The organism is Streptomyces sp. NPDC102279 (genome assembly GCF_044766365.1).
Taxonomy (GTDB): Bacteria; Actinomycetota; Actinomycetes; order Streptomycetales; family Streptomycetaceae; genus Streptomyces.
Genome location: NZ_JBIWLU010000003.1, coordinates 318,479 through 344,639 on the forward strand (window position 1 = coordinate 318,479; position 26,161 = coordinate 344,639).

Sequence of the window (26,161 nt, forward strand, 5' to 3'; positions counted from 1 at the left end):
ACGGCGGACGGGGTTCCTCGTGCGCCCGTCGCTCCGCCCCTCCCCCGCCTCCCTCGCCTCCCTCGTTCGGCCGCCCCGGAGCGCCAGCCGGGCTGACGCATGGTCAGGTGAGGAAGTGCAGCTACTCCCCGAAGGCGCCCGGCGGTTGGCGGCCTGGTGTGTCGTGATCCTGCTCGCGGCCGGGGTGGGATGGGTCGGAATCCTCCTGTGCGGGGAGTTCCGCACGGCGGTGGTCCCGGTGCTGCTCGCCCTCCTCGGCACCGCCCTGCTCGGGCCGCTGTACCGCCGGATGCTGAGGATGCGGGTCAACCAGTCGCTGGCCGCTGCGCTCACCTGTGTCGCGGTGGCCGTGGTGGTGGGCGGCGCCGTGTACATCGTCGTCGCCGCGCTGATCCACACCGGCGGACAGATCGTCACCTCGCTCCGACAGGCGGCCCGTTCCGTCGCCGAGCACTTCGGCGCGGCGGGCACCTCGCTCGACGATCTCGCCGCCCACTCCAAGGAACTGCTGGCCAAGTTCGGCGGCACGGCCGCGGCCAACGTCATCAGCGGGGTCAGTGTCGTGGGCGAGACCCTCGCCATGGCCGTCCTCGCCCTGCTGCTCGTCTTCTTCTTCCTGCGGGACTCGGACCGCGTGGCCGGGGCCCTGCGCATGCTGGCGCCCCGGGGGACCGCCGACCTCGTCGAGGCCATGGCCCGGCGGGCCTTCGGGGCCGTCGAGGGGTTCATGCGCGGAACCACCCTGATCGCGCTCATCGACGCCCTGTGCATCACCGTCGGACTGCTGATCCTGCGGGTCCCGGGCGCGGTGGGGCTCGGCGCGCTCGTCTTCGTGGGCGCCTTCCTGCCCTACCTCGGCGCGTTCATCTCCGGCACGGTCGCCGTGCTGGTCGCGCTCGCGGACCGCGGGTTCGTCATCGCCCTGTGGGCGCTCGGGGTCGTCCTCGCCGTGCAGGTCCTGGAGGGGCACGTCCTCCAGCCGATGATCCAGAGCCGGACGGTGCAGATGCATCCGGCGGTGGTGCTGCTGGCGATCACCGCGGGCGCGTCCGTCGCCGGGATCCTGGGCATGCTGCTCGCCGTTCCGCTGACCGCGGCGGTCTTCGGGGTCGTCCACGAACTCCGGGAACTCTACGGGCCCGGTGGGCCGGTAACACCCGGGGTGCCCGGCGTACCGGGACCCTCGGAGGAGCCGTAGCCGGCGGGCCCGCCGAGGTCGGCCTCCGCCGCCTTTCCGAGGTCACCCGCGTCCGGGGCGCCCGGGGTCTGCCCCGGACCGCCCGTGTTCCCGGGAGCGCCGGTCTCCCTGAGCCGCGTGGTCTCCCCGAAGTCGGCCGCGTCCCCGAAGTCGGCCGCGTCGCCGAACGCCTCCAGGGCCTCCAGCATGGCGGCGTCCCGGGAGGTCTCCGCCCTGGCGGCCTCCGGGTCCTGTTCCTCCGAGAACTCGAACCAGATGCTCTTCCCCTCGCCCCTCGGGTCCACCCCCCAGGCGTCCGCGAGCAGTTCCACGAGGACCAGCCCCCGTCCGGACGAGGCCAGTTCCCCGGGATCACGCCGGTGCGGCAGGTCGTCGCTGCCGTCGGTGACCTCGATCCGCATCCGCCGCTTCCCCGGCTCACCCGTCACCGCGGCCGCGAGCAGCGCGTCGGCGTCGGTGTGCACCAGGACGTTCGTGATCATCTCGGAGACGAGGAGGACCGCGGAGTCGAGCTGGTCGGCGGAGGCCCAGTCGTGCAGCAGCTCGCGCAGTTGCTGGCGGGCACTCGCGATCCGCTCGGGCTCTGCCTGCGCCACGGTCAGCATCGTGCGGCGCACCGTCGGCCGCACGGTCGGCGTCGCGCCGCCGTACCCGCGCTCCGCCTCCCGGGACAGCAGCAGCACCGCGATGTCGTCCTCGCGGCGGTCCGCCAGCGGGCCGGTGGTGTGGTGCGAGGAGGGCCCGTGCACGGCCTGCACGAGGGCGTCCGCGAGGGCCTCCATGTCACCGTCGTGGGACTCGAGCGTCCGGCGGATCCGGCGCCAGCCGGTGTCCAGGTCGTGGCCGCCGGTCTCGATGAGCCCGTCGGTGCAGACCAGCATCGTCTCGCCCGGCTCCAGGACGAGCCGGGTGGTCGGGTAGTCGGCGTCCGGGTCGATGCCGAGCGGCAGTCCGCCCGCGGTGGACCGCATCAGCACCGTCCCGTCCGCCATGCGTATCGCGGGGTCGGGGTGCCCGGCGCGGGCGATGTCGAGCGTGCCGGTGGCCGGGTCGACCTCGACGTAGAGGCAGGTCGCGAAGCGCAGGTCCCCGGGCTCCCCGTCGCCGTCGTCGGCACCGCCGCTCGACCCGTACGTCACCGAGTCCATGACCCCGTAGAGGAACCGGGAGGCCCGGGACAGCACCGCGTCCGGGCGGTGGCCCTCGGAGGCGTACGCGCGCAGCGCTATCCGGAGCTGGCCCATCAGACCCGCCGCACGGACGTCGTGGCCCTGGACGTCGCCGATGACGAGCGCGAAGCGGCCGGTCGGCAGGGGGATCACGTCGTACCAGTCGCCGCCGACCTGGAGCCCGCCGCCGGTCGGCACATAGCGCGCCGCGACGCTCATGCCCGGCATCTGCGGGCCCAGCGTCGGCATCATCGAGCGCTGCAGACCGTCCGTCAGCTCCCGCTCGGTCTCGGCGGCGCCGGCGCGGGAGAGTGCCTGGGCGAGCATGCGGGCCACGGTCGTGAGGACCGAGCGTTCGTCGGGCGTGAAGGAGACGGGATACGTGAAGGCCGCCATCCAGGCACCCATGGTGCTGCCCGCGACGGTGAGCGGCAGGAACGCCCAGGACTGCCGCCCGAAGTGCTGCGCGAGCGGCCAGGAGGCCGGGTAGCGCTCCTTGTAGGCCTCCGGGGAGGAGAGATAGACCGCCCGGCCCGTGCGGACCACCTCGGCGGCCGGGTAGTCCGTGGCCAGCGACATGTGCGTGAAGGGACCCTCGTCACCCGGCTGGTGTCCGTGGTGACCGATGATCGTCAGCCGGTCGCCCTCCGCGCCGAAGACGGCGAGTCCGTCCGGGGAGAAGCCGGGCATGGACAGCCCGGCCGCGACGCGCAGCACCTCCGCTGTGGAGCGGGCCTCGGCCAGCGCCCGTCCCGCGTCCAGCAGGAACGCCTCCCGCGAGCGGCGCCAGTCCCCGGTGACCGGAGTGCGGGCTGCGGCGCCCGGAGGCTGCTCGGTGACCTCCTGGAGGGTGCCCACCAGGAGGTAGTGGCCCGTCTCGGGGTCGACCGTGGGTCTGGAGCGGCTGCGGACCGTGCGCAGCACCCGCCCGTGCCCGTCCATGATGCGCATCCGGGCCTCGGCGAGCGTGCCCTCGGCCACGGCGAGCTGGACCACCCCGTCCATCTCGTTCCAGTCGACGGGGTGCACGTGGGAGCGCACACCCGCCTCGGTGAGGGTCGTCTGCTCCGCGGGCAGGCCGATGAGACGGGCTGCCTCCGCGTCGAAGGTGACGAGGCCCGCGGCGTTGTCCCAGCGCCACAGGCCGGTCGCCAGAGTGGCCAGGACGTCCCCCACAGCGGGCAGGGGCTCACCAGTGCGCATGGGCCCACTGTAGGAACAGGTGATCGGAGCCTGCCACCGAAGCCGTCCGGGGCAAGGGCTGCGCGGGACACCGAGCGGCCCGGGTTGCCGCCCTTGTCCGGGCCACGACGTCGTCCGGCTCGGGGTCACCGGGCCGTCGGGGGCGTCGAGCCGTAAATGGTGGGGAGGTGATCGTGGGCTGCCCGGTACCCTGGGGGTGTTTCACGTGAAACACGCCCCCGATCCGCGAAGACTGGATGAACGACGATGCATCGGTACAGGTCCCACACCTGCGGCGAGCTCCGCGCCTCTGACGTCGGCACCGACGTCCGGCTGAGCGGCTGGCTGCACAATCGCCGAGACCTGGGTGGCATCCTCTTCATCGATCTGCGCGACCACTACGGCATCACGCAGCTCGTCGCGCGCCCCGGCACGCCTGCCTACGAGGCCCTCGACAAGGTCTCCAAGGAGTCGACCGTCCGCATCGACGGCAAGGTCGTCTCCCGCGGCACGGAGAACGTGAACGCGGAGCTGCCGACCGGCGAGATCGAGGTCGAGGTCGGTGAGGTCGAGCTGCTCGGTGCCGCCCAGCCGCTGCCCTTCACGATCAACGCCGAGGACGGGGTCAACGAGGAGCGGCGTCTGGAGTACCGCTTCCTCGACCTGCGCCGCGAGCGCATGCACCGCAACATCCTGCTGCGTACGGCCGTGATCTCCGCGATCCGTCACAAGATGACGGCGCTGGGCTTCAACGAGATGGCGACCCCGATCCTCAGCGCCACCTCCCCCGAGGGCGCGCGCGACTTCGTGGTCCCCTCCCGGCTGAACCCGGGCAGGTTCTACGCGCTGCCGCAGGCGCCCCAGCAGTTCAAGCAGCTGCTGATGATCTCCGGCTTCGACCGGTACTTCCAGATCGCGCCCTGCTTCCGCGACGAGGACGCCCGCGCGGACCGTTCGCCGGGCGAGTTCTACCAGCTCGACGTCGAGATGTCCTTCGTCGAGCAGGAGGACGTCTTCCAGCCCATCGAGAAGCTCATGACTGAGCTGTTCGAGGAGTTCGGCGGTGACCGTCACGTCACCTCGCCGTTCCCGCGCATCCCGTTCCGCGAGTCGATGCTGAAGTACGGCTCCGACAAGCCGGACCTGCGGGCCCAGCTGGAGCTCGTCGACATCACCGACGTCTTCGAGGGCTCCGAGTTCAAGGCGTTCGCCGGCAAGCACGTGCGCGCCCTGCCGGTGCCGGACGTGTCCGGTCAGTCCCGCAAGTTCTTCGACGGCCTCGGTGACTACGCGGTCGAGCAGGGCGCCAAGGGCCTGGCCTGGGTGCGGGTCGGCGAGGACGGTGCGCTGTCCGGTCCGATCGCCAAGTTCCTCACCGAGGCGAACGTCGCCGAGCTGACCAAGCGCCTCTCCCTGGCGCCGGGCCACGCGGTGTTCTTCGGCGCGGGCGAGTTCGACGAGGTCTCGAAGATCATGGGCGCGGTGCGGGTCGAGGCCGCCAAGCGCTCGGGCAACTTCGAGGAGAACGTCTTCCGGTTCTGCTGGATCGTCGACTTCCCGATGTACGAGAAGGACGAGGAGACCGGGAAGCTCGACTTCTCGCACAACCCGTTCTCGATGCCGCAGGGCGGTCTGGAGGCCCTGGAGACCCAGGACCCGCTGGACATCCTCGGCTGGCAGTACGACATCGTCTGCAACGGCGTCGAGCTGTCCTCCGGCGCGATCCGGAACCACGAGCCCGAGATCATGCTCAAGGCCTTCGAGATCGCGGGCTACGACCGGGAGACCGTCGAGGAGCAGTTCGCCGGCATGCTGCGCGCCTTCCGCTTCGGCGCCCCGCCGCACGGCGGGATCGCCCCGGGCGTCGACCGCATCGTCATGCTGCTCGCGGACGAGCCGAACATCCGCGAGACGATCGCGTTCCCGCTGAACGGCAACGCCCAGGACCTGATGATGGGCGCCCCGACGGAGCTGGACGAGACCCGTCTGCGCGAACTGCACCTCACGGTGCGCAAGCCGCAGCCGAAGTAGGCGCGACACAGCGGTGGGGCCGGCCCGGCAGCGGGCCCGGCACAGCAGAGTGGCTCGGAACCGACGACGGTTCCGGGCCACTTTCGCGTACCTGGGGAAACCACAGCCCGCACCCATGCTGCTGACAGGTGGAATCCCTACGTTCCGCCGCATGACTGAGCCCCAAGAACCGGCGCACCAACGGAACATGACCCGGCGCACGTTCGTCGTCGCAGGCGGAGCGGCTGTGGCGGCCGTGGGCGTGGGCGGCGGCGTCGCCGCGACCGCGTTCGCCGACGACCGGGCGGCCGGCACGCCGTCGCCCGCGTCGAGCGCGGAGACCTGCTACCGACTGACCTCGGAGACCACCGAGGGCCCCTACTACATCGACGCGGACAAGATCCGCCAGGACATCACCGAGGACGAGGAGGGCATCCCGCTGGCCCTCGCGCTCACGGTGATCGACGCGGAGACGTGCAGACCGGTCCGGAACGCAGCGGTGGACATCTGGCACTGCTCGGCGCTGGGCGTGTACTCCGGCTACGAGTCCATGAGCAACGGTGGTGGCGGAACTCCCCCGACGGGCGAACCTCCGACCGGCACGCCGACCGGCGAGCCCCCGACCGGTGGACCCGGCGGCCCGGGCGGCGGCGGTGGCGGTCACGCCGAACCGACCGACGACGAGCGGTACCTGCGCGGTACGTGGCGGACGGACAAGCACGGCCACGTCGCCTTCAGGACGGTCTTCCCCGGCTGGTACCAGGGCCGTTGCGTCCACATCCACGTGAAGGTGCACGTGGACGGCACCTGGACCGACGCGGGCTACGAGGGCGGCCACACCTGCCACACGGGTCAGCTCTTCTTCGCCGAGAAGGCGGTCCTGGCATCGGCGGAGGTCGCCCCGTACTCCACGAACACCACCACCCGCACCACGCTGGACGAGGACACGATCTACCCGGACAACGGCCACGAGGGCGGTCTCCTGTACCTCACCTACGACCGAAAGCACATCGCTCGTGGCGTCCACGCCCACCTCACGATGGGCGTGACCCCGACAGAAACCCATGACACCACGGAATCCCAGCCGTCGGCCGAACCGTCGGCGTCTCCGTCGGGGGCCTGACTCCCCGCGCCTGAGGGCTCGGACCGCCACTGTCCGACGGTGCCGACCGGGTCGGCCCTCGCTCTCAGGGTTGTTGGGCCTTCGCTATGCGGGCGAGTTCCTTGCGGATGAGGGCGAGCGGGAAGTGGTCGTCGCGGTCCATGTTCAGCATCGTGAAGAGCGCGGTGACGTTGCCGACGCGGACCAGGACGTTCTGTTCGCTCCGGATGGACACCCGCTTGCCGCTACGGAGGCCGGCCGGTTGTTTGAGCGCAACGGTGAACCTGAGAGCGATCGACTCGTCGCCGAGACGGGGGATCTTCTCCCGGGCGACATGCTCGGTGTGCTTTCCCGTGAAACCGAAGCCCGTGAAGTCGGAGCAGGTCGTCAGGGACGTACGGACCTGGCCGAACGCCTTCTCGGCGGCGGTGCCCTCGTAGGAGGCGAGGGTGCCGCCGCCCGCCCAGACACTGCCCTTCCAGTTGAAGACCTGGTCGACGACGGCCGTCGCGCCGTGGGCGGCGAGGGCGTCGAGCAGCTTCTGGCAGGAGGCGTCCGAGGCCGGCGGGAAGGTGCTCCCCGTGTCGGCAGGGTGCCGCTCGTCCGCCGAGACCCCGAGGTTTCCCGGCACGTCGTCCTCGGTGAGGGCGACCGCCTTCAAGGTCTGCGCGGAGAGAGGCGGTTGCGGCGCGGCCGTGGTGGACGCGGTCGTCCTGGGGGTGCGGTGCCACCCGACGCCGGGGCGGCGGACGTCTCCCCGCCCGTGCCCGCGCACGCGGTGAGCCCCCACGCCGTCAGCGCGGCGCCTGCAAGCAGCAGCCACCCGTTCTTCCGCACCCGCATCCGAGCCCCCAGCCCGACGGTCACACGTGACGCGGCCGTCCCGTGTGCCTCAACGGCCGCATCGTACGGGGCGTTTGACTCAGGTGTCGTACGTGCCGTCCCACGGTTCGGTGAAGCCGAGGCGGTCGGGGTAGAGCTCCGCCCAGGGCTCGCCCTCGTCGACTCCGCTCAGCAGGCCGAACAGCACGCCGTCGACCGTGAGTTGGAACGGGCGGATCGCGATGTCCGTGTACGAGCGCCGGGGCAGGCTGCGCAGCAGCTTGGCCAGGTGGACGCGGGCGCGCGAGAGCACGGAGGTGTCGCCGTGCGGGTCGTTCTGCTGCTCGGCCCATGTGCCGGCGCACCAGATCTCCGAGTCGCGGTAGCGCCCCTCGGAGTCGAAGGTGTGGAGCACGGTGTAGAGCCGTTTGTGCTCTTCCCAGCCGTCGTCGGGACGGAACCCTTCGGGGAAGGCGTACGTGATCGACGCCAGGAACTGACCGTCCGCGTACCGGCCGATGGTCTCGGTGCGGCGCTTCGGTTCGTAGGCGATCGGAATGACCTCGGGGACTGCCATGGCGGAAACCATACGGGTGTACGGGGACCTTATGGCGCCGGGGTCCACTCCGGATCGGAGGGACCGGACAGAAGGCGTTTTTCCGGCTCTCCACCGGGCCTTCACGGGGACTCAGCCGGTCTCGACCAGGTATTCGGCGTCCCGGCGGTGGCTTCGGCGGGTGCGGCCCTGAGATGGCGAAAGGGGGTACGGACGTATGGTCCCGTACCCCCTTTTCCCAGGCGCGGAGCCTCAGGAGAGTGACCGGTATCCGCTCCAGCCGGTGGCGATCCTCGTACGGGATCCGAACGATCCCTTGCCGTCCCCGCTGTTGCGGTACAGGTTGCCGCCGGTGTCCCGGGAGACCAGGTCGGCCCTGCCGTCGTCGGTGATGTCACCGACGCCGACGACCACGTTGTAGGAGCTGCCCCAGTCGCCGAACACCTTCACTCGCGCGGCGAAGGTTCCGTCCCCCTTGCCGTTGTAGCGGTAGAGGGTGTTGGACGTGTCCTGGGCGAGCAGGTCGCCGACGCCGTCGCCGTCGAGGTCACCGGCGCCCACGATCTTCTTGTAGCCCTTCCAGCCGTCGTAGAGCTTCACGCGCGCGGACAGCGTGCCCGTGCTCGTTCCCTTGTAGAGGTAGACGGTCCCGCTGGACGCGACGCGCGCGATCAGGTCGGGGCGGCCGTCCCCGCTCACATCGCCGGGCGAGGTCAGGACGTCGTACTGCGTCCAGCCGCTCGTCGCGAGCGTCGTGTACGACGTCGTCGGCTTGACGGCGGCGCCGCAGCCCGGCTTGTACAGCCGCAGGGCTCCGGTGCTCAGGCGGACGAGGACGTCGTTGCAGCGGTCGCCGTTGAGATCGCCGAACGGCACCGCCTTGACGGTGGTGGCCCAGCCGGAGCCGCTGATCTTCTCGCCGAACGTGCCGTTGCCGGTGCCCGACTGGAAGGTCAGGCCGCCCGACGCGTTCAGGGTGAGGAGGTCGCCGCGGCCGTCCGGCCCCTCCGGGCTGGTGAAGTCGTGCCGAACCGGCGCGCCTCCCTCCAGATAGCCCTTGCCGGTCGCCACGGTGACCGCCGAGGCGGTGCCGGTGCCGGTGGCCTTGAGGGTCCAGGTGAACTGCCCGTTGGGGAAACGGGCGTTGTCGACCGTCGTGCCGTACCAGTCCGTCCCCACCGACACGGTGGACGCGCCCCCGGTGACCGTGCGGGTCGCCTTGCCCCGCGCGCCGCTCTGGACGGAGGCGAAGGTCACCGACCAGGAGGTGACCGGGCGGGACAGCAGCCAGGAGCCGTGGAAGGGAGTGCCGGAGCCGACGAAGTCCGACGCCTCGGACGTGAAGGCGGTGACGGCCGACGGCGTGACACCGGTCCTGGCGAGGTGCGTCCGCTCGTACAGGTCGGTCCAGGCCACCAGGCCCGTGTACTCGTCGACGGTCCACTTGAAGCGGCGGTCCATGGCGAGGCCGGTGTCGGCGACATCGGTGGCGAGCACCCGGCTCGTGCCGGTCGCCGCGTCCGTCAGCACCAGCGTGCCCGCGGCGTGGTCGTGGCGGACGGTGAAGCCGTCGCCGAGCAGCACGTCGCCGCCGCTCATCGCACGGGAGACGGCACTCTTCGTGTCGTACACGCCGGCCGAGCCGCCGCACGTCCAGTACACCCAGCGGCCAGCCGCCTGGAGTTCGCCCGGCACGCAGGACATGCCCGGAACGGTCACCGTCGCGAGGGTCTTGTCCTCGGTCAGGCTGTACGAGGTGAGCTTGCCGGTCGTCGAGGCGCTCCAGAGGGTCGAGCCGTTCAGCGCGGCGGCGCGCACGGACCGCTTCAGCTTCTGGCCCTGACCGAACTCGCCGATGTACTGCTCGGGGGAGGTGCCCCCGGAGTCGTAGACCGCGTAGTTGTCCGAGACGTCGACGATGTGACCGCCCGTGGTGCCGAACTCCAGAGTCCAGTCCGAGGAGCCGTCCAGCAGGGCGACCAGCCGGTCCTTGCCGGTCAGGCCGGTGCCGGTGGTGCCGAGGAACGCGTCTCGGGGGTTGTTGCCGAGGTTGCCCCAGAGCATCGAGCAGGTCGCGCCCGTGTACGGGCACCGGGTGAGCACCTTGTCCCCGGCCTCGGGCGCTGAGGCGGTGAGCTGTCCGCCGACCACGGCGAGCGTGCGCAGCGAGGTGGTGTCCGTGGTGCCGCTCGGGTCGTCCTCGGCGACGCGCAGACTGCCGCGGCTGAGGGCCAGGCCGGTCTTGGCGTTCTCCGTCGCCGGGATCAGGGCGAGCTGCTCCAGGCCGGGCGTGCCGTCCGCGGCCCGGGCGAACCGCCGCACCCACCAGTCGCTCGCGGCGGGGCCGCCGGTGACGAGGGCGGTGTCGCCGGGCGCGCTGAGCACGTACGCCCCCGCCTTGGCCGCCAGGGTGCGTGAGGAGATGTCCTTCAGGGAGTCGGCCCGCAGCTCGCTGGTGCCGGTGCCGGTGTGCAGCGGCAGCAGCAGCCAGTCGCCCGAGAGCACCGGGGCGCCGTCGAGCTGGGCACCGGGCGCGGGCAGGTCGATCACCTGCTCCGGGGCGCCCGGGTCCGTGCGCGGCCTGACGTGCAGGTTGCCGCCGGCAGAGTCGTACCAGCCGATCCGGTCGTCGCTGAGGACGGTGTACGGCCGCGCGTCCATGCCGGAGAAGACCTGGGTGGCGGTGGCCGTGGCCAGGTCGAGGTAGTACAGGTAGCTGTCGACCTTGAACAGCACGCCATGTGCGTCGGCGGCCGTGACGGCGCCCGAGGTGATCCGCATCCGGTCGGGCGTGATGGCGCGGGAGCGCCAGGTGCCGTCGACGAGGTCGTGCACCGACCACTCGGTGAGGACCGTCCGTCCGGCCAGCCCCCGGTACGCCTCGTCCGAGGTGAACGTGGACGTCGTCCGGGTCGCCGGGTCCCACAGGGCGACGGAGCCCGCCGACGGCAGTGCGACCAGGTCGCCGTCGCTGCCGTACCAGCCGGTCGGGCAGGTCGACGAACCGATGCTCGCGCAGGCGCCCGTGGGCGCGTACACACCGTCCGCGGTCCTGACGACCGTGCTGGTGCCGTCGTCGTAGTCCGTCCACAGCAGTCCGGTGACCCCGGTCTGCCGGTGCAGGAAGCCGCTCGCGCCGGCCACCAGCGGGCGGTCGGCGCGCGGTCGGGTGTCGGCGGGGTCGGTCAGGGTGATCTCGGAGGCGTTCGCGGCCGGTGCGGCCGGGTCCGCCGAGGCGCCGTTCTGAGGTAGAACGGCGATGGCCGCGGCCGCCATGACGACCGCGAACGAGGAGACGGCCGCGGCAAGGCCGCGCCGTCTCGGGGCGTGTCTGCCCACGTGCGTTGTCCCTCCCCGTGAGGGCTTCCGCCCTCGTACAAGTGAGCGGACTTTACCAGGGCTTGACCAGTGCCCCGACGGAGAGGGGTGCCGCGGCTGAGCCGGGTCGGGCCGGGCTGCGGCGAGTGGGGCTACTTCGCCACGTACTGCGTGAGGATCGCCTGGACCTCGTAGATGTCGACGCCCTTGGTGAAGGTCTTCTGGATGGGGAGCGCGGTGCCGGAGACCCAGATCTTGAGCTCGGCGTCGAGGTCGAAGGTGCCGGCGGTCTCCACCGCGAAGTGCGTGATGCTGCGGTACGGGACGGAGTGGTACTCCACCTTCTTACCGGTGATGCCCTGCTTGTCGACCAGGATGAGGCGCCGGTCGGTGAACAGGATGGTGTCACGTATCAGTTGGTACGCCGCGTGGATCTGCTCGTTCTGGCCCAGCAGGCGAGCGAAGTCCTGTTGTGCCGCGGCCGGGTCGACGGTGTGCGCGTTTCCGAAGAGTGCCATGGATGATCCCCCCACTCGGTGGACTCGTCCGTCCACTCGTGTCCCAGGAAGCCGGAGGCTTCACCTGATCTTGGCCATGTATACCGTCCGGGCCGGGGTACGGACAGAGCACGAGGGAGTTCTGTACGGCATCGCTCCCGGCACGCGAAGAGCCCGGGAACCGATCGTTCCCGGGCTCCTGCCGACCGGTCGCCGTTACTCGGACGTACCTCCGAAGCGCTCCTTGTACGACTCCAGGTCCTCGTCCGTGATCTTCGCGAAGAGGACCGGGGGAACCGTGAACGGGGTGCCGGAGGGCACCGAGGACAGGGCGCGGACCTCGTCCTGCGTGACCCACGTCGCCGTGTCCTCGGCCAGCGCGAAGGCCGAGCGCATGGCGCGGGCGGACGACGGGATGAAGGGCTCGGAGACCACCGAGTAGAGGTGGATCAGGTTCATCGCGGTGCGGAGGGTCAGCGCCGCGCCCTCGGGGCTGGTCTTGATCTCCAGCCAGGGGGCCTTCTCCTCCAGGTAGGAGTTGCCGGCCGACCACAGGGCGCGCAGCGCTGAGGCCGCCTTGCGGAACTGGAGGGCCTCCATCTGGGTCTCGTACTCGCCGAGCAGGCCCGCGATCTCCTCGCCCAGCCGGGTCTCGGCCTCACCGGCCTCCGCGCCCGCCGGGACCTCCTCGCCGAAGCGCTTCTTGGAGAAGGACAGCACGCGGTTGACGAAGTTGCCGAGGGTGTCGGCCAGGTCCTTGTTCACCGTGGCCGTGAAGTGCTCCCAGGTGAACGACGAGTCGTCCGACTCGGGGGCGTTGGCGATGAGGAAGTAGCGCCAGTAGTCGGCGGGCAGGATGTCCAGGGCCTGGTCGGTGAAGACACCGCGCTTCTGGGACGTGGAGAACTTCCCGCCGTAGTACGTCAGCCAGTTGAAGGCCTTGACGTAGTCGACCTTCTTCCACGGCTCGCGCACGCCCAGCTCGGTGGCGGGGAACATGACGGTGTGGAAGGGCACGTTGTCCTTCGCCATGAACTGCGTGTAGCGGACCGGGTTCTCGCCGGAGTCCGCGTCGTACCACCAGGACTTCCAGTCGCGGTTCTCCGGGTCCAGGTCGGACCACTCGTTCGTCGCGCCGATGTACTCGATCGGGGCGTCGAACCAGACGTAGAAGACCTTGCCCTCGGCGGCCAGCTCCGGCCAGGTGTCGGCCGGGACCGGGACACCCCACTCCAGGTCACGGGTGATCGCGCGGTCGTGCAGGCCCTCGGTCAGCCACTTGCGGGCGATGGAGGAGGCCAGCTGCGGCCACTCGGACTCGTGACGGGCCACCCACTCCTCCACCTCGTGCTGGAGCTTCGACTGGAGGAGGAAGAGGTGCTTCGTCTCGCGGACCTCCAGGTCCGTCGAGCCGGAGATCGCCGAACGCGGGTTGATCAGGTCCGTGGGGTCGAGGACGCGCGTGCAGTTCTCGCACTGGTCGCCGCGGGCCTTGTCGTAACCGCAGTGCGGGCAGGTGCCCTCCACATAACGGTCCGGGAGGAACCGGCCGTCCGTCGGCGAGTACACCTGACGGATCGCGCGCTCCTCGATGAAGCCGTTCTCGTTCAGTCGGCGCGCGAAGTGCTGCGTGATCTCGCGGTTCTGCGCGCTGGAGCTGCGGCCGAAGTAGTCGAAGGCCAGCTCGAAGCCGTCGTACACCGCCTTCTGCGCGTCGTGCGCCTGCGCGCAGAACACGTCGACGGGCAGACCCCGCTCCTTGGCCGCCAGTTCGGCGGGGGTGCCGTGCTCGTCCGTCGCGCAGATGTAGAGGACGTCGTGACCGCGCTGGCGGAGGTACCGGGAGTACACGTCCGCCGGGAGCATGGACCCCACCATGTTGCCCAGGTGCTTGATCCCGTTGATGTACGGAAGGGCGCTGGTGATGAGGTGTCGAGCCATCGCGGGCTGCTCCCAAGTCGCTACGTGGGGTGACGACCGCCTCGGTTCCCCGGCCGGCGCGTCGTCATCGGTGAACCTTGAAATCGTAGCCGACACGCGCGGGCCGCCCGCTTCCCGTTCTGCAGGGTGGGAAGGGGGCGGCCGGGTGCTGCGCTGCGGGGTGGTCGGTTGAGCTACGGGCGCCAGTTCTCCAGCACGCCGTCGTAGACCTCGACGTCCGTCAGTTCGCGCGGGGTCGGGCCCGCGTGGAAGAAGGCCGTGTTCCCGGTCTTCAGCCTGCGGAGGTAGTCGAAGGCCTTGTTCTCCGGCTCGCCGAACGCGACGAAGGAGAAGAAGACGCCGGGGTGGTCCTTGGCCGCGTCCGCGAGGGACTGGGTGGCCGGGGTCTTGGCGTCGGGGGCGCCGTCCACCTGGAAGATCACCAGGGCCGGGCCCGTGGCGTCCGACTTCTGGTAGTGCGTAACGACTTCCTCGACCGCTGCGTGATAGCTCGTACGGCCCATGCGGCCGAGGCCGGCGTGCAGGTCGTCGACCTTGTTCTCGAACTCGGCGAGGGTGAGGGTGCCGGTGCCGTCCAGCTCCGTGGAGAAGAAGACGACGTGGACGGCCGCCTCCGGGTCCAGGTGGGCGGCGAGGGCGAGGGCCTGCTCGCCCAGGGCCTGGGCGGAGCCGTCCTTGTAGTACGCGCGCATCGACGAGGAGCGGTCGAGGACGAGGTAGATCTTGGCGCGGGTGCCTGTCAGGTCCCGCTTGTCCAGCGCGGTACCCGCCTCCTTGTACGCCGTTGCCAGCGCCGGGGCCTTCGACTTGACCCTGGTCAGGGGGACCGCCGGGGCTCCCGGGGCTGCGGCGGCCAAGGGGGCCACCGGGGTGGCCTCCGCCGTGACCGGCGTCTCCGGCTCCGCCTCGACGACGGGCTCGACCGCTGCCACAGGCGCCGGCTCGGGCTCAACTACGGGCTCGGGCTCGACGGCCGGCTCGGGCGCAGCCACGGGTGCGGGCTCGGCCGCAGCGACAGGCGCCGGCTCGGGCTCGATCACGGCCGCGGGCTCGACGACGGGCTCGACCTCTGCCACAGGCGCCGGCTCGGGCTCGACGACCGGCTCGGCCGCAGCGACAGGCGCCGCCTCGGGCTCGATCACCGTCGCCGGCTCGATGGCCGCCTCGGGCTCGGTGACCTCGACCGGTTCGACCACGGCGTCGGGCTCCGCTGTCGGCTCGGGCTCGATCACCGCGACGGGGCCCGCCTCGGCGACGACGACGTGCTCGGCCTCGACCACCGGTCCGGCGTCCGCTACGGGCTCCGCCTCGGGCTCGGCCTCGGCGACCGGGGCGACCTCGGCAGCCGGCTCCGGGGCCGACGGGGACTCCTCCTTGGGGGAGGACGTCTGCTTCGGGACCGTCACGTTGTCGAAGGCCGCGGAGACGAGGTCGTCGACGGCGGAGGGGTCCGGCTCGGTCGAGGGGGACGGGATCTTCGGCCCGGGGTCAGGGAGCCGGGTGGAGACCGGGTCGGTCTCCGGAGTGGGGGCCGGAGTCGGCTCGGCCTCCTGAGAAGGAGCCGGAACCGTCGGCGTTGCCTCTCGCGAGGTCTCCGCGTCGGCGTCACGACCCTTGCGTGAGCGGCCGAACGCATTCCGCAGGAGAGTGAGAATGCCCATGTGCGCAACCCTTCGCGTGAGTTGATCCCGTCAATCCCTGGCCAGGACGGACACGTAAGGTTAGCGGCCACAGAAGGTGATCTTCGGCAGGGGCGGCCCGCTGGTCAGAAGGCCGGTCAACCCCCCTTGTGGGCCAGCCTCGTTCACTCTGCGTTCGCCCTCAGTGCGGTGAAGCGATGGTGCGGGCCGCCGCGACCTCCTGGCGCAGAGGTTCGAGCACGCTGCCCGACGGGCCGGTCAGATCCGTGCGGACGGCGACGAGGACGTCCGATGCGCGGAGTCCGTCCGAAAGCTCCCGAAGCTGGCGCGCGATGGTGGTGATCTCGGCGGCCGACGGTTCGGCCGCTCCCTCTCGGACGCGGACCCGTGCGGCGGTCGTCGCGTCCACGATCCGTTCGACGGCGACGACCAGCGGCATCCAGGCGGCGGCCCGGCGCCCGTTGGGCGGCGGTTCGGTCAGGGCGCGCTGGAACTCCGTACGGATGGAGGACAGGTCGCGGTACAGGCGGCGCCTGCTGCGCGCGCGGGCCGCGGGCTCGGCGCGGTCGCCGAACGCCAGCTCGACGTACTCGGCGGTGTCCGCGACCGCGTCCGCGAGCCGGTCGCCGACCCGGGCGTGCCAGCTCTCCGGCCACAGCAGATACCCCGCCACCAGGGCGATCGCGCAGCCCACGAGGGAGTCGATGAGACGGGGGACGACCAGGCCGGTGCCCTGGTGGTTGAGGATGTCGGACAGCAGGAGGATCACCGGGGTGATCGCCGCCGTCTGGTAGCCGTAACCGCGGGGTGTCAGAGCCGGGATGAGCGGGGCGAGCAGCAGGATCACGCCGACGTCCGCCCAGCCGCGCGGCACCACGGTCAGCACCGCCGCCGCGACGAGAAGACCGGCGACCGTGCCGAGCGCGCGCAGCAGCGCCCGGGAGAACACGGACCCGAAGTCGGGCTTCATGACGAAGGTGATGGTGAGCGCGACCCAGTAGGAGCGCGGCACGGCGACGGTCGAGACCAGGACCTGGGCGAGGCCGATGCACAGGGCGAGTCGGATGCCGTAGCGCCAGGAGGCGGCGGACATCAGGACGCCGCGGGTGGCGCGCGCGGCGCGGACGCGGAGGGTGGCGGGCCGGCCGAGACGGTCGTCGAGGGGGTCGGGCGACACGTCCGTGACGACGCCCGCCGCGTGCCGTACGGCGTGGTCGACGGCGCGGGCGGTCTCGTCGGCGGGTGCGGGCAGTCGCAGTTCGACGGGGGTGGTGGAGCCGGTCTCGACGGCCTCGGCGAGCAGGTGCACGGTGGCGGGGATCGCGGCGGGCAGCGGTTCGCCCCGCTGGTGGGCGGCGGGGGCGGACTCGACGACCGGGGTGACGGCGTTCAGCTGGGCGAGCAGCCGGACCAGTTCGGGGCTGCGGCCGTGGTGGAAGACACGGCGGGCGAGGACGACGTCGTAGGACTCGTTGAGGGAGCGGGTGACGGTGAGGCGGAGGTCCTCGTAGTCGCCGGTGCCGCTCGCGGCGAGCAGGTCGCCGACCTTCCGGTAGGTGTCGGCGACGGCGGTCCGTTCCGGCATCCCCGACCGCAGTGGCCAGGCCAGCAGCGCCAGCAGGAGGACGAGCAGCCCGCCGCCGGTCATCAGGAGCGGAGCGAGCCACCAGGAACCGGGCAGCGGAAGTCCGGCGCCGATCACGCAGTTGAGGAGGAGCAGCAGCCCGGCGACGGAGGCGACGGCGCCGATCGAGGACGTCATCCCGGAGACGAGGGCGACCCCGGTCACGGCGGCGACGGCGACCCAGCCGTGGCCGAAGACCAGGGCGCCGATCGTGACGCCGACCGCGCCGAAGAGCTGCGGCACGGCGATGTTGAAGATCCGCATGCGGTACGCGTCGGCCGTGTCGCCGATGACTCCGGACAGCGCGCCCATGGAGGCGAGGGCGCCGTACGCGGGCTGTCCGCAGGCGAGGCCGACGGCGAGCGGCAGCGCCATGGCGACGGCGGCGCGGGCGACGGCGGGCCGGTTGACCGGGGCCCGCTGCGGGGTGAGGTTCCTGACCAGCCAGTCGGGTGGGGTGAGGCCGACGGGGAAGGCGCGGGGCATGTCCCAAGTATGCGGGTTTCGGTGGCTCGTCAGGGCCGTAGGGCGGTCATCCCCGCTGGTGGAGCGTCAGATCGACGACGAGGGCGCGGTGGTCGGTGTCGCTGATCCGCAGGAAGGCGGCCCGTCGGGCGGAGAAGTCGGCGGAGACGAGGACGTGGTCGATCTGCGCGCCGAACTCCGGCGTGGTCCTGGCGGGCCAGCTCGGGGTCCGCGGTGAACCGGAGAGCCGCGCGCTGTCGCGCAGCCCGGTGTCGAGGATGCGGCGGAAGGCGGCGTGGTCCTGGGAGGCGTTGAAGTCCCCGGCGACGATCGTCGGCCCGCGGCTGTTCGCCGCGTAGTGGCGCAGCGCGCCGAGCTCCCGCCGCCAGACGCCGACCTGCCCCGGGAGCGGGGGCATCGGGTGGGCGAGCTGCAGCCCGACACTGTGGCCGCGTACGTCGGCGACCGCGCCCGGCATGCCCATGGTGCCGTGCACTCCGTCCGCGCCCCGCAGCGGGAAGCGGCTCAGCACGACCGATCCGCCGGACCCGGCCCCCTCGACGGCCTCCCGGTACGGATAGGTGCCGCCGTTGCCTCCGAAGGCGTCCTCCAGGGCCCGCGAGCAGCCGTACTCGCACTCCTCGACGAACAGGATGTCGGGCTTGCGCCGCCGGACGGTGTCGATGAGGGAGCCGGTCCCCTGCCCGAACTCCACGTTGGACGTCATCACCCGCAGTTCGGCGAGCGCCGGGCCGCCCGGCCCGCCGGTCCTGCCGTAGGGCTCGATGTACCAGGCGAGGAAGCCGAGGACGACGACTCCCCACACAAGGCCGGTCCGCCACCGGGCGAGCAGGGCGAGCAGCAGCGCGATCGCGGTCGGCACGAGCAGCCACGGCAGGAAGGCGAGCAGCTGCGGCACGGGCGTGATCCCGTCGATGTCGGCGACGCGGCAGCCGGTGACGACGCTCACCCCGGCGAGTAGCAGTCCGGCGAGCCAGGCCGCGACGGTGCGGCCGCCGCGCCGCTTCCTCGGCTCGCGGTACGCGGGTTCCTCCGCGCCCCGCCAGTCAGCCGCCGCAGTGTCCAACTCCCCGCCTTCCGCTCGTCCGCGTGGGATGTCCGCATCCTCCCCCGAAGACGGGGTGCGCGGGGGGAGGGTTGCCCGGGTGGCGGGACGCGGGGAGCGCGGCCGGGGCGTCCCGCCGGTCACAGGGGGGACGGCTCACGCAGCGCGTGGCCGGTGCGCCGCCGTCGCGTCGCCCGTCCGGTGCCGGTCCCCCGGCGGACGGCTCCGGGGCCGGATCAGGCGCCGACCCGCGTGGGCGGTTCCGCGGGGGTCTGCCGGGGTGTGGCGGCGGGCCGCCGGTAGCGGGCGTACGCGCCGGTGAGCGCGGCGCCCAGAGCGACCGTCACACCGACGGCCAGCAGAAGCCAGGAGACGAACCGGAGGGTCTCGGTGAGCGCGTCGTAGACCGCGCCGGCGGCCGTGCGGGACACGCCGTCCGGCAGGCCGGAGAGGGTGAGACCGCGGCCGACGGCGACCGCCACGCCGAGCAGCGCGGCGCCCAGCGCGGTGCCGATGCCCGTGGCGAGGACCGCACGGCGGCGGCACAGGGCGAGGACGATCCCGGCCGCCGCGAAGACGACCGACGCCACAGGCAGCCAGAAACCGGCGACTTCGAGCACGTGGAACCCCTTCCGGAGCCGGGCCAGGTCCTCGGCCCCGAGCACGGTGATCTCGGTGTGCTCGACGGGGATCCGGTCGGCCAGCGGCATGTGGTCGGCGGCGAGCCGGAGTTTGACCCGCTCGGTGACGGGCGCGAGGTCGACGGTCACCGCGCCCTCGCGGTCGTCGCGCAGCGCCCGCATCACCGCGTCGTGGGCGGCCATGTTGGCGGTCTCCCACGCCGTTCGGTACGCCTCGGTCTCGGTGAACGAGCGCACGGCGTCACGGACGAAGTGGTTGACGGGCCCCTGGAGCCTCGGGCGTACGTGGACCTCGCGCAGGATGCCGTCGGTGACACCGGCGGCGACCGCGTCACGGACGTCGGCGTCGGCGGCGAGCGGCGCCACGGTGGCCTCGTACCGGCCGGAGTCGCCGAGTCCGTACATCGCCCACGTCGACAGCGCGCCGAGCGGCGCGAGGAGGCAGGCGAGGACGATCAGCACCGCCGACAGGACGCTCCGGAGACGAGGGGACACCTCTCCAGGCAAGGCCTCCGCACCGCCGCCCGCGAGCCGGTTGACTGCAAATGGGCGCAGACGACCAGCCGAACGGGGCCCGCGGCATCCGGGGCCCACGGGTCCCCTCGGCGCGGCCGGCGGGCTCCGGAGGCCTTCCGGCGCCCGGCCCGGCCCCCCGCGCCCCAGTGGCCCCAAGGCCTCCGCGCCCTCCGGTGGAGGCCTCACTCGAACGGGTGTTACCTGGATCCGGGAAAACTGGGGAGAAGGAGGCCGATATGCGCACCACCCCGGCCCTGCGGACTCTGGCCGCGGCCCTGCTCAGCGGCGGTGTCCTCACCGTCGCCGCCGCCGGCACCTCCATGGCGGCGGCCCCGTCGGCGCCCGCCAACGGCGGTGGCGGCTCGGACGGCCCCGTCCGGGGAACCGTCGTCTCCGGCGGAGAACTGAACGTCCGGCTCCAGCCCAGCACGACCTCACCGGTCGTCGCGGCGCTCTCACCGGGCAGCCAGGACCGCGTCCAGTGCGCGGTGAGCGGGCAGAGCGTCCTCGGCGACACGAGCTGGTACTGGCTCGTGGGCGCGCACGCCTGGGCCAGCGCCGCCTTCGTCGACACCGGCGGCCACCGGGTGCCGAGCTGTTCGGACCCGTGCCCCGGGGAGAAGGACGGTGTGTGGCACAACGCGCACTGGGACCACAACGACCGGGACCTGAGCCAGGACCCCGGCTGGAGCTCGAACGGCTCCTCCTGGACCTTCAGCGTCTCCAGTTCGTGGACCTGGACCGTCTCCGGTTCCTCCTCGGACTCCTGGGACTGGGTCCCGGGTGGCGGGTGAGTGGGTGAGTGAGTCGAGGGAACGCACGAGGCCCCGGCGGTCCGCCGGGGCCTCGTGCGTGCACGCGTTACGGCGTCGCCGTCACCGCGTCTTTCCCAGCGCGTCCTCGTGCGTGTAGTAGTGGTAGAAGGTCGTGGCGAATACGCCCACGGAGACCCCCAGGGACATGAACACGGACCGCAGGATCGTCGTGTCCGTCTGGCTGTAGATGAACCCGAAAGCGCAGCCCGCGAACACGGTCCAGGCCAGGGCGTGCAGGGCGGGGTGCGTCGCCCTCGTCAGCGTGAGGACGGCGTAGAAGGCGGCCGCGAAGACGATCGCGGACACGAAGCCGAACAGCACGTTCCAGCCCGTGAAGGCGCCGGCGTCCCGGTTGATGTTGGCGGCCCAGAAGCCGTAGACGAGACCGGTGGCGACGGGCACCGACCACTTGCCGATGCTGTGCGTGCGGGGCCCGAACACGTCGATCGGTCCCGAGGTGCGCGGTGTCCCTGACACGGGTGCGGCATGCGCCATGGGAGGACTCCTCTCTTCTGGCCCCCGCGTTCCAGGTCACACCCCGCCCGAGCCCCCGGCAACTCGGGACGGGAACGCCCCGCGGCCACTCCTTCGGCGGGACGCTCCCCACTCACCCAGGACGCTGCCGGAGGTGCGGCCGTGCTCCTTCCGGCCGCATGCCGGGATGCGGTGATCATGGTCGCGTGCTTCGCTGAGGTCCATGAAGCTCGTACTCTTCGGCGCCACCGGCATGGTCGGCAGCCGTATCGCCACGGAGGCCTCGGCGCGCGGACACCAGGTCGTCGCGGTGAGCCGGTCCGGGCAGTCCCCCGTGCCCGGTATCGCCGCGACGGCGGCCGACGCCTCGGACCCGTCGAAGGTCGCCGAGCTGGTGGCCGACGCGGACGCGGTGGCGTCGGCGTGTGTGCCGCCCCGGGACGGCTCGGACCCGCGTGAACCCTTCCTCGCCCTCAACCAGTCCCTGGTGGACGGGGTCCGGGCGGCGGGGGTGCGGCGGCTCGTGATCGTCGGCGGCGCCGGCACCCTGGAGGTCGCGCCCGGTCAGGCCGCCTGCGAACAGCCCGACTTCCCCGACGCCCACCTCCCCGAAGCGCTCGCCCACCGCGACACCCTCGCCTTCTACCGGAGCGACGTCGACGACCTCGACTGGACGTACGTCTCGCCCGCGGCCGAGATCGGTCCGGGTGAACGGACGGGCGAGTTCAGGATCGGCGGCGACCGCATGCTCTTCGACGCCGAGGGCAACAGCCGGATCAGCGCCGAGGACTACGCGATGGCGTTCGTCGACCAGTTGGAGATGCCCGTCCACCCGCACGCCCGGATGTCGGTGGCGTACTGAGCGAGCCGGGGGGTGTCGCCCGGATCAGCCCGGGTCCGCGACGCCCGGCCCTGGAGGAAGAGGCGGTACGGCACGGTGGCCGCCCGGAGATCCCTGCTCGACCGACTCCCGCGCGCCGGGCGGCGGGACGCCGTCCAGCGGCAGAAGCCGCTGCTGCTGCGCGGGCGCAGTGTCGCCTGGATGCCCCCGGTCCTGCTGCTCATCGGCATCGCGCTGCTCGACGCGAACACCTCCGGCCGGTTCCGTATCATCTCCTGGGTAGCGCTGGTGCCCGCGATCGCCGCCGCGCTCTGCGGGGTGTGGGGCACGGCGGCCCTCGCGCTGCTGTCCCTGCTCACCTACGTCGTCGTCGACAGCTCCTGGCCGCACCAGCTCCAGACCGGCCTGCCCGACTTCATCCTCGTGCTGGCCGGCGGTGTGCTCGCGGTGCTCGCCTGCTCGGTGCGGGTGCGCGGGGTGCGGCGCATGCTGCACATGCAGGACGTCGCCGAGACGACCCGGCGTACGGTGCTGCGCCCGATGGCGCCGGGCTGGGGCGGCCTGGACCACGCGGCCGTCTACCTGACCGCCGACAGCGAAGCCCGCGTCGGCGGCGACTTCTACGACATCCAGCCGGGACTGCACGGCACCCGGCTGCTCCTCGGCGACGTCCAGGGCAAGGGGCTCGGCGCGGTGGAGGCGGCGGCCGCGCTCCTCGGCACGTTCCGCGAGACGGCGTACCACGAGCCGCTTCTGGAGACGGTCGCCGGACGCCTGGAGGTGCGGATGCTGCGGCACGTCGGCTACTGCGCCGCGCTCGGCCGTGACGAGGGCGACCGGTTCGCGACCGGTGTCCTCGTCGCCTTCCCCGAGGACACCCCGGCCACCGTCGAGGTCATCAACTTCGGCCACGAACCGCCCCTCGTGGTCGGGCCGGCGGGGGTGCGGAGCCTGCCGCCCGGTGACGGCCTGCCGCTGGGCCTGAGCGAGTTGGCGACCGAGCCGCCGCCGGTGCTCCGCGTCCCGCTCGCCGCCGGTGAGACGCTGCTGCTGGTCACCGACGGGGTGACCGAGGCCCGTGACGCGTCGGGCGAGTTCTTCCCGCTCCGCGACGCGGTCACCGCCGCCGTGGCCCGGGACCCGGCCGTCGCCGAACCGGCGCTCCTCGTCCAACTCGTGCGCGACGGAACGCTGGAGCACTCGGCGGGCCGTCTCAGCGACGACACGACGATCTTCGCCGTACGACGCCGGGCGCACGGGTACGCGGGCGACCTGAACGACGTCATCTAGGGGGCGCATCCCGGGTGGCCGGGAGCCGTGGCGAGGGTGGGGGTTCCCGGCCGTCACGTCCCCCCTTTGCATGCGCAGCGGTTACGGTGCTGACGTACGTGATCGATGGGGGAGGGAACCGATGCCCGGAACCGTGCTGCTTCTCGCGGCCTCGCCGGTGGGCAAGGGGTGTCTGGTGGACGCCGCGTCCGTGCTCCCCGTACTCGCGGCCGTCGCCCCGGCGGTGCTGTCGGGCACCGAGACCGCGAACGTGGTGGAGCTGGCCGATCCGTTGGAGCCGCAGGCCGTGCTGACCCGGTTGCGGGCCGCGGCGACGGCGCCGGGACCGCTGACGATGTTCGTGACCGGACAGCTCCAGCTGGACCGCCGGCAGCGGCTCCCCCATCTCGCGCTGGCCCGCACCACTCCGGCGACGGTCCGCTACACCGCCTTCCCCTGGCACTGGGTCACCGAGGAGCTGCGGCTGCGTCCACCGGGCCTGACCAGCATCTTCGTCGATCTCCACGCGGACGCGGCGACCTGGTCCCTGCTCTCCGGCCGCCCGCTCACCGCGGGTCCGTCGACCGCGCTGTACGGCAGGGTCGCCCCGCCGCCCCCGCGTCGTACGGTGGCTCACCCGACATACATGAAGGCCGTCGCCACCCTGCTGCGCAGCGGCCACCGCCCGCCGCTGCCCCAACTGCACCAGCAGGCCCTGACGAGGACGTCGGGCGAGGAGACGGGCCGGCCGGGACCGGCGGACCTCGTGTTCGCACCCGGGCGGAGCGGTCCGGCCGCTCCGGTCGTGGCCGCGGTGATTCCGGCCGCGACCCTTTCGGCCGCGGCGGTCCCGGAGGCCGGCGCACCCGCGTTCCAGGCCGCCCCCGGCCAGTCCTGGGCCGGACAACCCTGGCCCCCCGCACCCGAGTTCACGCCGGTGACCCCGCTGCCCCCGCACGCTCCACCGGCGTCCGGCCGCACCGACCGTGCAGCCTCCCTCGTCACCGCGTCGCTCCCCACCGCACCGCCGCCGCCCCTCACGCCGCCCGGCGGTGAGCCGCGTACGGCCCCGGCCGCGCAGGCGACCCCGCCGTCACCGGCACCGGTTTCCCGGGCGGAGCGACCTGCCGGTGCGGCCCCCGTGGCGCTTCCCGGCCAGTCCCAGCAGCGGAGTTCGGCCCCCCTCGACCCCCACGAGACGATCACCACCGCCGTGCAGGCGGGCCGGCACGGCGAGGCGCTCGCTCTGGCGGGGACGTGGGAGGAGGAGGCGACACGGGTGCACGGGCCCCGTTCCGAGCAGGTGCTGCACTGGATGGAAGTACGGGCCGACCTGGCGATGTTCGCGGGGGACCCGGAGCACAGCTGCCGTACCTGGCTGGCGGTGGCGACGGCCCGGCTGGACTCGGGGCAGGCCCCGGACGCAGCGGAGGTGGAGTCGGCCGTGGACCGGGCGCACCACCAGTGGGGCCGTGTCGACGCACCGGCGCGGGCCCGCGAACTCGGCGCGGAACTGGCCGCCTTGAGACTCCGGGTGCCCGGACGCCGGGAGGGCGCGCTGGACCATGTCCGGCAGCAGTTGCGCCAGTTGCAGACGCAGGCCTGAGTGATGGAGGACGACAGGTCGGCCGTACGGATGGGTGGACGGCGCAGTCGTACGGCTCGGGCGGACGGCGCAGTCGTACGGCTCGGGCGGACGGTTCAGGCGGACAGTGAGGCCAGTGCCCCCGACACCAGGGTCCGTACGCCCGGCGCGACCGTGGAGAGGTCCGGGGCGAAGTGCGGACTGTGGTTGCTGGGCACCGCCTCCAGCCGCGCCATGAGGTCGTCGCCCCCGGGGGCCGCGTTCCAGACGTCGGCCGGGGTGCTGGTCACGAACCAGAAGGAGTAGGGGAGTCCGCCGGCCGCGAGCCGGGAGAAGTCCTCGCTTCCCATCGCCGGGCCGGGGTCGAGGATCGTCCCGGCACCGAAGACCTCGCCGTGCACGGCGGCGATCCGCCGGTCGGTCTCGAAGTCGTTGACCGTCACGGGGAAGTCGTTGCCGACGATCACGTCGGGTTCGCTCGGGCAGCCGGCCGCCGCGCACTCGCCCGCCGCCACCCGCCGCACGGCGGCGATCATCCGCTCACGCACACCCGGCGACTGGGTCCGCAGGTTGAGGGAGATCCGGGCCTCGGACGGGATGATGTTGTGCCGGGTGCCCGCCTCGATACGCCCGACCGTCAGCACGGCGGACTCACGGGCCGCGATCTCCCGGCTGACGACCGTCTGGAGCCGCGTCACGATGTACGCGGCCGTCACCACCGGGTCGACGGTCGACTCGGGCCGCGAACCGTGACCGCCCCGGCCGTGCACCACGATGTCGATGTCGGTCGAGGCGGACATGATGAGCCCCGGGGAGTGCGCGTACAGGCCGGCGGGACCGGGCGCCACGTGCTGGCCGAGCAGCACGTCGGGACGCGGGAAGCGTTCGTGGAGGCCGTCCCCGACCATGCGGGCCGCGCCCTCGCCGGTCTCCTCGGCGGGCTGTCCGACCAGGACGAGCGTGCCGGACCAGGTGTCGCGTCCGGCGGCGAGCGCGTCGGCGGCCCCGGCCAGCCAGGTGACGTGCAGGTCGTGACCGCAGGCGTGCATGACCCCGTCGGTCTCCGAGACGTACGACAGGCCGGTCTGCTCGGGAACGGGCAGCGCGTCCATGTCGGCGCGCAGCAGGACGGTGGGCCCGTCCCCGTTGCGCAGGACGCCCACCACGCCCGTACCGCCCACGCCCTCGGTCGTCTCGTACCCGGACGTGCGCAGCCGCTGCGCGAGGGCGGCGGCCGTGCGGTGTTCGTGGAGCGAGAGTTCGGGATGCCGGTGCAGGTCCCGGTAGAAGTCCTCCAGGGCGGGGACCGGGAGGTCGGCGGTGAGGTCCAGTGCGGTGCGGGCTGCGGCTGAGGTCACCTGGTCAGCGTATGCCGCGCCTCGTGCCGTGGGCAGGGAGCGGCGCGGTGGGCGCCGTCCGGGCGGGAGAGG

General features: G+C 72.4%; 19 protein-coding genes. 7 read left to right on the forward strand and 12 right to left on the reverse strand.

Features of this window, described 5'->3' with window-relative positions; all coding sequences use genetic code 11:
- The first annotated feature begins 115 nt into the window (after positions 1 to 115).
- Complete coding sequence (locus ACIRQH_RS08235; RefSeq protein ID WP_388868432.1) at positions 116 to 1,198, forward strand: AI-2E family transporter; 1,083 nt, start codon at positions 116 to 118, stop codon at positions 1,196 to 1,198.
- Here ACIRQH_RS08235 and ACIRQH_RS08240 read toward each other — a convergent pair.
- Positions 1,132 to 3,570, reverse strand: coding sequence for a SpoIIE family protein phosphatase (locus ACIRQH_RS08240; RefSeq protein ID WP_404224761.1), 2,439 nt, complete (start codon positions 3,568 to 3,570; stop codon positions 1,132 to 1,134). The two genes, ACIRQH_RS08235 and ACIRQH_RS08240, sit on opposite strands and share 67 nt — an antisense overlap.
- A 246-nt stretch (positions 3,571 to 3,816) precedes the next feature.
- On the opposite strand from ACIRQH_RS08240, the gene aspS reads away from it, so the two are divergent.
- Together aspS and ACIRQH_RS08250 are read left to right on the forward strand one after the other, a co-directional pair.
- The gene (gene aspS / locus ACIRQH_RS08245; protein WP_358816908.1) at positions 3,817 to 5,580 is read left to right on the forward strand and encodes an aspartate--tRNA ligase; all 1,764 of its coding nucleotides are present in this window, start codon (positions 3,817 to 3,819) and stop codon (positions 5,578 to 5,580) included.
- Positions 5,581 to 5,731: 151 nt separating this feature from the next.
- The gene (locus tag ACIRQH_RS08250) at positions 5,732 to 6,682 is read left to right on the forward strand and encodes an intradiol ring-cleavage dioxygenase (RefSeq protein WP_388930115.1); all 951 of its coding nucleotides are present in this window, start codon (positions 5,732 to 5,734) and stop codon (positions 6,680 to 6,682) included.
- Between the two features lie 64 nt (positions 6,683 to 6,746).
- Here the strand turns inward: ACIRQH_RS08250 and ACIRQH_RS08255 are convergent, their stop codons facing one another.
- The 9 genes from ACIRQH_RS08255 to ACIRQH_RS08295 all read right to left on the reverse strand — a co-directional run bounded on the left by ACIRQH_RS08255 (position 6,747) and on the right by ACIRQH_RS08295 (position 19,726).
- Positions 6,747 to 7,451 (reverse strand): hypothetical protein, encoded by a 705-nt coding sequence (locus ACIRQH_RS08255; RefSeq protein ID WP_404224764.1) that lies wholly within the window; start codon positions 7,449 to 7,451, stop codon positions 6,747 to 6,749.
- A gap of 132 nt (positions 7,452 to 7,583) precedes the next feature.
- The gene (locus ACIRQH_RS08260; RefSeq protein ID WP_358816911.1) at positions 7,584 to 8,060 is read right to left on the reverse strand and encodes a hypothetical protein; all 477 of its coding nucleotides are present in this window, start codon (positions 8,058 to 8,060) and stop codon (positions 7,584 to 7,586) included.
- Positions 8,061 to 8,291: 231 nt separating this feature from the next.
- Positions 8,292 to 11,378 carry an FG-GAP repeat domain-containing protein gene (locus ACIRQH_RS08265; protein WP_404224766.1) on the reverse strand — a complete coding sequence of 1,029 codons (3,087 nt, stop codon included), beginning with the start codon at positions 11,376 to 11,378 and terminating at the stop codon, positions 8,292 to 8,294.
- Positions 11,379 to 11,509: 131 nt separating this feature from the next.
- Positions 11,510 to 11,875, reverse strand: coding sequence for a PH domain-containing protein (locus tag ACIRQH_RS08270; protein WP_358816913.1), 366 nt, complete (start codon positions 11,873 to 11,875; stop codon positions 11,510 to 11,512).
- A gap of 195 nt (positions 11,876 to 12,070) precedes the next feature.
- Positions 12,071 to 13,795 carry a methionine--tRNA ligase gene (gene metG / locus ACIRQH_RS08275; RefSeq protein ID WP_358816914.1) on the reverse strand — a complete coding sequence of 575 codons (1,725 nt, stop codon included), beginning with the start codon at positions 13,793 to 13,795 and terminating at the stop codon, positions 12,071 to 12,073.
- 173 nt (positions 13,796 to 13,968) lie between these two features.
- Positions 13,969 to 15,456 (reverse strand): VWA domain-containing protein, encoded by a 1,488-nt coding sequence (locus ACIRQH_RS08280; RefSeq protein WP_404224768.1) that lies wholly within the window; start codon positions 15,454 to 15,456, stop codon positions 13,969 to 13,971.
- Between the two features lie 160 nt (positions 15,457 to 15,616).
- On the reverse strand, positions 15,617 to 17,545 hold the full coding sequence (locus tag ACIRQH_RS08285; protein WP_358816916.1) for an FUSC family protein: 1,929 nt from the start codon (positions 17,543 to 17,545) through the stop codon (positions 15,617 to 15,619).
- 46 nt (positions 17,546 to 17,591) lie between these two features.
- Positions 17,592 to 18,611 (reverse strand): endonuclease/exonuclease/phosphatase family protein, encoded by a 1,020-nt coding sequence (locus ACIRQH_RS08290; RefSeq protein ID WP_358816917.1) that lies wholly within the window; start codon positions 18,609 to 18,611, stop codon positions 17,592 to 17,594.
- Between the two features lie 215 nt (positions 18,612 to 18,826).
- Positions 18,827 to 19,726: a hypothetical protein gene (locus tag ACIRQH_RS08295; protein ID WP_358816918.1), complete on the reverse strand. Its 900-nt coding sequence runs from the start codon at positions 19,724 to 19,726 to the stop codon at positions 18,827 to 18,829.
- A gap of 257 nt (positions 19,727 to 19,983) precedes the next feature.
- Here ACIRQH_RS08295 and ACIRQH_RS08300 point away from each other — a divergent pair, with 257 nt between their 5' ends.
- A complete protein-coding gene (locus tag ACIRQH_RS08300) occupies positions 19,984 to 20,541 on the forward strand; it encodes an SH3 domain-containing protein (RefSeq protein WP_358816919.1) in 558 nt (185 codons plus the stop codon).
- Positions 20,542 to 20,622: 81 nt separating this feature from the next.
- Here ACIRQH_RS08300 and ACIRQH_RS08305 read toward each other — a convergent pair whose 3' ends face one another.
- Positions 20,623 to 21,057 carry a hypothetical protein gene (locus ACIRQH_RS08305; RefSeq protein ID WP_358816920.1) on the reverse strand — a complete coding sequence of 145 codons (435 nt, stop codon included), beginning with the start codon at positions 21,055 to 21,057 and terminating at the stop codon, positions 20,623 to 20,625.
- 202 nt (positions 21,058 to 21,259) lie between these two features.
- Here ACIRQH_RS08305 and ACIRQH_RS08310 point away from each other — a divergent pair, with 202 nt between their 5' ends.
- The 3 genes from ACIRQH_RS08310 (at position 21,260) to ACIRQH_RS08320 (ending at position 24,752) form a co-directional block, all read left to right on the forward strand.
- Positions 21,260 to 21,898 carry an NAD(P)H-binding protein gene (locus ACIRQH_RS08310; protein ID WP_358816921.1) on the forward strand — a complete coding sequence of 213 codons (639 nt, stop codon included), beginning with the start codon at positions 21,260 to 21,262 and terminating at the stop codon, positions 21,896 to 21,898.
- Between the two features lie 75 nt (positions 21,899 to 21,973).
- Positions 21,974 to 23,167, forward strand: coding sequence for a PP2C family protein-serine/threonine phosphatase (locus ACIRQH_RS08315; RefSeq protein WP_358816922.1), 1,194 nt, complete (start codon positions 21,974 to 21,976; stop codon positions 23,165 to 23,167).
- Positions 23,168 to 23,288: 121 nt separating this feature from the next.
- On the forward strand, positions 23,289 to 24,752 hold the full coding sequence (locus ACIRQH_RS08320) for a hypothetical protein (RefSeq protein WP_404224772.1): 1,464 nt from the start codon (positions 23,289 to 23,291) through the stop codon (positions 24,750 to 24,752).
- Between the two features lie 95 nt (positions 24,753 to 24,847).
- Here ACIRQH_RS08320 and ACIRQH_RS08325 read toward each other — a convergent pair whose 3' ends face one another.
- The gene (locus ACIRQH_RS08325) at positions 24,848 to 26,089 is read right to left on the reverse strand and encodes an amidohydrolase (protein WP_388868463.1); all 1,242 of its coding nucleotides are present in this window, start codon (positions 26,087 to 26,089) and stop codon (positions 24,848 to 24,850) included.
- Positions 26,090 to 26,161 lie beyond the last annotated feature (72 nt).

What these genes read in the sequence shown, in the direction of transcription:
- ACIRQH_RS08285 (WP_358816916.1), bottom strand. Translation starts at nt 17,545, where the DNA reads ATGCCCCGCGCCTTCCCCGTCGGCCTCACCCCACCCGACTGGCTGGTC.
- ACIRQH_RS08280 (WP_404224768.1), bottom strand. Translation starts at nt 15,456, where the DNA reads ATGGGCATTCTCACTCTCCTGCGGAATGCGTTCGGCCGCTCACGCAAG.
- ACIRQH_RS08260 (WP_358816911.1), bottom strand. Translation starts at nt 8,060, where the DNA reads ATGGCAGTCCCCGAGGTCATTCCGATCGCCTACGAACCGAAGCGCCGC.
- ACIRQH_RS08310 (WP_358816921.1), top strand. Translation starts at nt 21,260, where the DNA reads ATGAAGCTCGTACTCTTCGGCGCCACCGGCATGGTCGGCAGCCGTATC.
- aspS (WP_358816908.1), top strand. Translation starts at nt 3,817, where the DNA reads ATGCATCGGTACAGGTCCCACACCTGCGGCGAGCTCCGCGCCTCTGAC.
- ACIRQH_RS08250 (WP_388930115.1), top strand. Translation starts at nt 5,732, where the DNA reads ATGACTGAGCCCCAAGAACCGGCGCACCAACGGAACATGACCCGGCGC.
- ACIRQH_RS08320 (WP_404224772.1), top strand. Translation starts at nt 23,289, where the DNA reads ATGCCCGGAACCGTGCTGCTTCTCGCGGCCTCGCCGGTGGGCAAGGGG.
- ACIRQH_RS08270 (WP_358816913.1), bottom strand. Translation starts at nt 11,875, where the DNA reads ATGGCACTCTTCGGAAACGCGCACACCGTCGACCCGGCCGCGGCACAA.
- ACIRQH_RS08305 (WP_358816920.1), bottom strand. Translation starts at nt 21,057, where the DNA reads ATGGCGCATGCCGCACCCGTGTCAGGGACACCGCGCACCTCGGGACCG.
- ACIRQH_RS08240 (WP_404224761.1), bottom strand. Translation starts at nt 3,570, where the DNA reads ATGCGCACTGGTGAGCCCCTGCCCGCTGTGGGGGACGTCCTGGCCACT.
- ACIRQH_RS08300 (WP_358816919.1), top strand. Translation starts at nt 19,984, where the DNA reads ATGCGCACCACCCCGGCCCTGCGGACTCTGGCCGCGGCCCTGCTCAGC.
- metG (WP_358816914.1), bottom strand. Translation starts at nt 13,795, where the DNA reads ATGGCTCGACACCTCATCACCAGCGCCCTTCCGTACATCAACGGGATC.